The 6,273-nt window shown below is 44.0% G+C and carries 4 protein-coding genes, 1 rRNA gene and 1 pseudogene; 4 read left to right on the top strand and 2 right to left on the bottom strand.

The genetic code is table 11. The annotated features are described in order from the left end of the window. The 4 genes from rrf to FTU42_RS08900 form a co-directional block, all read left to right on the top strand. Positions 1-108: ribosomal RNA gene (gene rrf, locus FTU42_RS08915) — 5S ribosomal RNA — on the top strand; the annotation flags it as partial. Positions 109-244: 136 nt separating this feature from the next. After that, entirely contained in the window at positions 245-1,438 is a 1,194-nt protein-coding gene (locus FTU42_RS08910; protein ID WP_180083287.1) for an MFS transporter, read from the top strand. 224 nt (positions 1,439-1,662) lie between these two features. Continuing rightward, positions 1,663-4,074: a YgiQ family radical SAM protein gene (locus tag FTU42_RS08905; protein WP_005169087.1), complete on the top strand. Its 2,412-nt coding sequence runs from the start codon at positions 1,663-1,665 to the stop codon at positions 4,072-4,074. 399 nt (positions 4,075-4,473) lie between these two features. Next, positions 4,474-5,022, top strand: a complete 549-nt coding sequence (locus tag FTU42_RS08900) for a DUF2726 domain-containing protein (RefSeq protein ID WP_005169085.1) — start codon at positions 4,474-4,476, stop codon at positions 5,020-5,022. A 53-nt stretch (positions 5,023-5,075) separates the two neighbouring features. Here the strand turns inward: FTU42_RS08900 and FTU42_RS08895 are convergent, their stop codons facing one another. Then, complete coding sequence (locus tag FTU42_RS08895; RefSeq protein ID WP_180083286.1) at positions 5,076-5,432, bottom strand: RidA family protein; 357 nt, start codon at positions 5,430-5,432, stop codon at positions 5,076-5,078. A gap of 1 nt (position 5,433) precedes the next feature. After that, positions 5,434-6,217, bottom strand: a pseudogene (locus tag FTU42_RS14980) (hypothetical protein). Positions 6,218-6,273: the final 56 nt, after the last annotated feature.

The following is a 6,273-nucleotide window of genomic DNA, read 5'->3' as shown; positions in this document are numbered from 1 at the left end:
ACAATAGCAAGAGTGAACCACCTGATCCCTTCCCGAACTCAGAAGTGAAACCTCTTTGCGCTGATGGTAGTGTGGGGTTACCCATGTGAGAGTAAGTCATCGCCAGCTCATTATTCGAAACACCCCCTGCATGAGCAGGGGGTGTTTTTTTGTGCGTGAAGAAAGGCTTAGGTGGTCACTCAGATGAAATCTCCACAGAAAAAATGAGCGAAAGGCGTATACTGGATCTATCTAAGGAGCGGATATGTCCTCAAATTCATCTTCTAGCCATATTGAATATGGTACTACCGCATTTAAAGCAGTACTTTTTTCCTTATTTCTTGCGGGCTTTGCCATTTTCTCATCTTTGTATTGCCTACAGCCGATGATGCCCATTTTGGCAGATTATTTTCAGGTCAGTCCGACTCAAAGTAGTTTTCCCTTATCACTTTCTACCCTTGCCTTAGCCATTGGTCTGCTATTTACCGGACTGATTTCAGACCGTTTTGGACGCAAACCGGTGATGGTCTGTTCCCTGGCATTGATTGCAATTTTGTTAATGCTCAGTTCGATACTATCTCTTTGGTCGGTATTTTTATTGCTTCGGATCTTGATTGGTCTCTGTGTCAGTGGTGTGGCAGCAGTCGCCATGACTTATATCGGGGAAGAAATTGCCGAAAAAGATATCGGTTTCGCCATGGGCTTATATATTTCTGGTACAGCCATTGGCGGGATGGGCGGGCGTTTGATTGCCGGAGTTCTAGTTGATTTTATCTCCTGGCAATCTGCTACTCTGATAATTGGTATCTTAAATATCTGTATTGCAGGATTATTTTATTATCTGTTGCCGGCATCGCAACATTTTAAAGCTTATCCGATCAAGTTTAATCGATTCAAAAACTCATTCAGGCATAATCTGGCCGATCCGAAACTTCGGATTTTATTTCTGCAAGGTTTTATCCTGATGGGCTGTTTTGTCTCGATATTTAACTATCTCAGCTATCGTTTGCTTCAGGCACCTTTTGAATTATCACAGGCCTGGATTGGTTTAATCTCGGTGACATATTTGGCTGGTATTTATAGCTCCCCCCGAGCGGCACATTGGGGTCGGCATTATGGTAAATTCAAGACATTGGTCGTCATGATGCTGATGATGCTCCTTGGATTAACGCTCATGCTGCTCAACCAGCTGGCTCTGGTCTTTATCGGATTACTAATCTTCACTTTTTCATTTTTTGCCGCGCACTCTACTGCAAGTAGCTGGGTGTCGATCCAGTCGTTACAATATCGGGCAGTCGGTTCTTCGCTATATTTATTCTGTTATTACCTCGGTTCTAGTGTGTTGGGCAGTTCGAGTGGACTGGTCTGGGAAAATTATGGTTGGAGTGGATTAACCGTATTTATTACACTACTGTTGCTGAGTGGTCTGGCATTCAGTTTCAAGCTCCGCTCAGATTAGAACATCGTATTTAGATTTTTCTCTATAAAATAAACCCTGTGCATTTATCTTGCGGATCATTTTGCTTTCAATTCTGATGATGACCAGGCCTTGATTCGCTTAGTTCCTGATTTTGTATAAATTATAATCAAGCAAGCTGGGTCTAATTCATGGTAAAATGATCGGCTTTCATCTTTGATCTTATTTTAGATCTCCTATCATCTGCCAGCCGAGAATTGCTAGCCATGTCTACTGCTTATACCATGCAGACTGCGCCAAAAGCGTTGTTTGATTACGACAAATATTGGGCGTCTTGTTTTGACCCTGCGCCTTTTTTGCCGATGTCACGCGAGGAAATGGATCAACTCGGCTGGGACAGCTGTGACTTTATTCTGGTCTGTGGCGATGCCTATATTGATCATCCGTCTTTCTGTTCAGGTATTATTGGCCGGGTATTAGAAGCCCAAGGCTTTCGTGTCGGTATTATTGCACAGCCAGACTGGACCAACGTGGATGCGTTCCGCGTTCTGGGTAAACCGAATATTGCTTGGGGGGTAACGGCAGGGAACATGGATTCCATGATCAACCGTTATACCGCCGACCGTAAAATCCGCTCGGATGATGCCTATTCCCCAGATAATCAGCCAAATAAACGTCCAGACCGTGCAGCAACTGTATATTGTCAGCGTGTCCGTGAAGCATATCCGGATGTGCCTGTATTATTAGGTGGAATTGAAGCTTCTCTGCGTCGTATTGCACATTATGATTACTGGTCAGATAAAGTCCGTCGTTCAGTGTTGATGGACTCAAAAGCCGATCTTTTGATGTACGGCAATGGCGAACGCTCAATTACCGAAATTATGCATCGTCTGGCGCGTGGCGAAAAAATTCACGAGATTACCGATGTTCGCGGTACTGCGTTCATTGTCAATAAACATAACCGTGCATCGAAAGCAAAGTTTGTCGAAATTGCCTCGAATGATGTTGATGCGATTGGCCGTGTCGATCCAATCATTAACCCTTATGTGATGACTGAAGATCTGGAAGGTTGTGAAATTGAAAAAGACAAAGATAGTCTGACTCAATATCAAGGTTTCCAGAAAGAGCCTGTCGCCAATCCGATTGTGCGGGCCGGCGATGAGCTAGATCCTGATACGCAAATCGTGCAATTACAACCCGCTTCAAAAGCAATTAAACATAAATTACCACCGCGTGAACTGGCCGTAATTCGCTTGCCTGCATTTGAAGAAGTGGCTGCAGATCCGGTGCTTTATGCCCATGCCAACCGAATTTTGCATTTAGAAACCAATCCGGGCAATGCCCGTGCCATGGTACAAAAGCATGGTGAACGTGATGTCTGGCTAAATGCGCCACCAATTCCGTTGACCACGGAAGAAATGGACTATGTGTTTGACCTGCCTTATGCACGTTTGCCACATCCTGCTTATGGTGAAGCGCGTTTTCCAGCGTTTGACATGATCAAGTTCTCTGTGAACATCATGCGTGGCTGTTTTGGTGGCTGTACCTTCTGTTCGATTACAGAACATGAGGGTCGTATTATCCAGAACCGTTCTGAAGAGTCAATTCTGCGTGAAGTGGAAAAAATCCGTGATACGGCGCCGGGCTTTACCGGGATTATTTCAGACCTAGGTGGCCCGACAGCCAACATGTACCGTCTGGCTTGTAAAGATCCAGAGATTGAAAAGAACTGCCGTAAACCGTCGTGTGTCTTCCCGGGGGTATGTCAGAACCTGCATACCGATCATGCACCATTGACCCAGTTATACCGTAAAGCACGTTCTTTACCGGGTATTAAGAAGATCTTGATTGGTTCTGGTTTACGTTATGACTTAGCGGTTTTAAACCCTGAATATGTCAAAGAACTGGTAACCCATCACGTCGGTGGTTATTTAAAAATTGCACCGGAACATACCGAAAAAGGCCCACTCAATAAAATGATGAAGCCGGGAATCGGAACCTATGATCGTTTCAAACAGATGTTTGAACGTTATAGTAAGGAAGCTGGCAAGGAACAGTATCTGATTCCTTATTTCATCGCGGCGCATCCGGGTACGACCGATTACGACATGATGAACCTTGCGATTTGGTTGAAGAAGAACGGTTTTCGTGCTGACCAAGTGCAGACCTTCTATCCATCACCGATGGCAACGGCTACCACCATGTATTACACCGGTAAAAACCCGCTTGCCAAAGTGGCACGTTATACCGAGCAAGTAGATATTGTCAAAGGTGATAAACGTCGTCGTCTGCACAAAGCTTTCTTGCGTTACCATGATTCAAACAACTGGCCGTTGTTGCGTGAAGCTCTGAGAGAAATGGGTCGTCAGGATTTGATTGGTAACTCCAAACAGCATTTGATTCCGACTTATCAGCCTGCTGGCAGTGCAGAAGGTCAATACCAGTCTGCGCGCAAGAAAAACTCGACAGTGGCGGGTGATTCGCAGAAACGTACCGGTGAGCAGGGAAATCGTGGCAAGGCTGCACAAGCTCAGTCCCGTCCTTCAAATACCAAGAAGCGTCCTGAGCGTGGTCAAATCCTGACCCAGCACACAGGCCTACCGCCGCGTGAAACAGGGGATGCCAAAAAACCATTTGGTGGATCAAAGCCGAAAGCAAAGCCTAAATCACGTGCATAATTGAGTTAATAGAAAAGACACTTCGGTGTCTTTTTTTAGCACTTAGGTAAAGTAACGTAGCTTGAAACGAGGACTGAAAAATGTAAAAGGATGTATTATTTACATTAAGTCTGGCTTAAAAGTGATATAAAAATAACACTTTATCGGAATTGTTCTACAGTTGGGCAGATTTGTATTGCGATCAATTCTAGGGATGTTTTAGAGTGCATTATCAGTACCTTAAATCCACTTTCATTGACATAGGGAAAGATGTCATTTTAGGTAACGCAGAATCAGGTTTTGATACCGGTTGTATGGGTATCTAAGCAGATTAGTTGTAAGACCTATTTAAAATAAAGTGTGAGTTTATACTGCACCACAATAAAACAAAAATGATGATAAGAATGCAAGGATTGAGGCATGACCACCTATATTATGATTGGGAGTTTCCTGCTCTTCTGTGTCGTGCTCATGGCATGGAAAACGCTCGGAAATAATTCCAAACCACAAGACAGCGCGTTAAAGCAGCGTGCTATTTTTAACCTGAATGAGCAATTGACCTTCACGCGCTTGAAGGAAGTATTACCTGAATATATTGTTTTGGCCCATGTGTCCTATGACGCCTTAATGACCACCAAATTTAACCGGACGCGACATAAATATCGCAACCTGACTGCAGATTTTGTGATTATGGATCAACAGCATCAGATTATAGCCATTGTGGCTGTGGATGATCCTTTAATCTTGAAGCGTCCACAGCAGACTGGTTTTCAGGATGCCTTGTTGAGTATGGCCGGTTATCGGGTGATTCGCTACGATGATGTGCCGGAATATTACCAGTTGCGGCAAGATTTTCTGCAGGAGCAAGCGCAAATGAAGAAAATGCCCAAATATACGGTCAGCAATGATCTGAAAAAGTATTATTTATATTCAGATTTAGAGCGCAGTAAAATCAAAGCAGTAGGTTAAAATAAAAAAGCATGCCATGAGCATGCTTTTTTATGCATATCGATTTTGCCACATTATTCTGGTTTGACGGCCACGACTGTCATTTCAACCAAAACCCGTGGATCATAAAGTTTTGCCTCGACACAGGTACGAGGTAATGCTTCGATATCAGCCACCCATGTATCCCAGATTTCATTAAATGCCGCATAATCTTTTTCAATGTCTTTTAAATAGATGGTCACCGACATGATGTGACTTTTGTCTGTACCGGCATCTGCCAGAAACTGGTCGATAATATCTAAAGTTTGTTGGGTTTGACCTTTGATATCCAGCTCAACATCTGTGGCCAGTTGCCCGGCAAGATGTACCAGATTGCCCGTAATGGCAATTTCCGAAAAGCGTTTCGAGATATGTAAGCGTTCCACTGTCATATTATTCATCCTGCGTTTTGGGCATCAGGGCTGCGACCAGTGCAGTCAGCAAGCAACCCACTGCCAGATAGAGGGCAATATAATGCCATGAACCGTCTGCCCAAATCACCCATACTGCTGCAATAAATAGGGTAAAACTACCACCAATAGTACTGGCCATCTGATAGCCAATGCCGACACCGCTATAGCGATATTCGGTACCGAACAGGGAAGTGAAAATCGGTTGATGAACCTTGACCACCCTGTCGTATACAACATTTGCCAGTAAAATTGTACCAAAAATGATCATTCAGGTGTTTTGTGCATCGAGTGCCATAAAGAATGAAAAGGCCGAGAGCGCACCAATCAAACCACCCCAGACACATATTTTTTGATGATGAAATGTATCCACCCGTCAGGCAAAAAAACGGAATGCTGAAACAGCGGATTGCACCGACCATCAAGGTGATATTCCAGAAGAACTGTTTGTCCATGCCAGATGACTGCTAAAAATTCCCATTAGGACGACGGTTAAGACCTGCATTTTCTTATGGCCAAGCTAGTGACCAACGTGACCAAAGACCATGCCATCTAAGGGCAAAACAGAAAGCCAACACCAAAAGTGGCCAATGCCGCCAGAGTGTCCATATTCTCACCAATGCTGTGGAAACTGATCTTTAAAAATTAAGGTTGTAACAATGCCGTAAAGGAGAAAATCATACCAATCGACAATAGCACCCACAAAACTAGACAGCGCAGCTTTACGCGTATTGTTCTTGAACCACAGAAAGATTTACAGAAGACATGCAGGAAGGAAGTCCATGAGTTACATCAGAGTTGCCCTGTAATATTCGGATTTGAT

The organism is Acinetobacter sp. YH12102 (genome assembly GCF_013419125.1).
Classification (GTDB): Bacteria; Pseudomonadota; Gammaproteobacteria; order Pseudomonadales; family Moraxellaceae; genus Acinetobacter; species Acinetobacter pseudolwoffii.
This window is presented reverse-complemented; position numbering and strand designations above follow the sequence as displayed.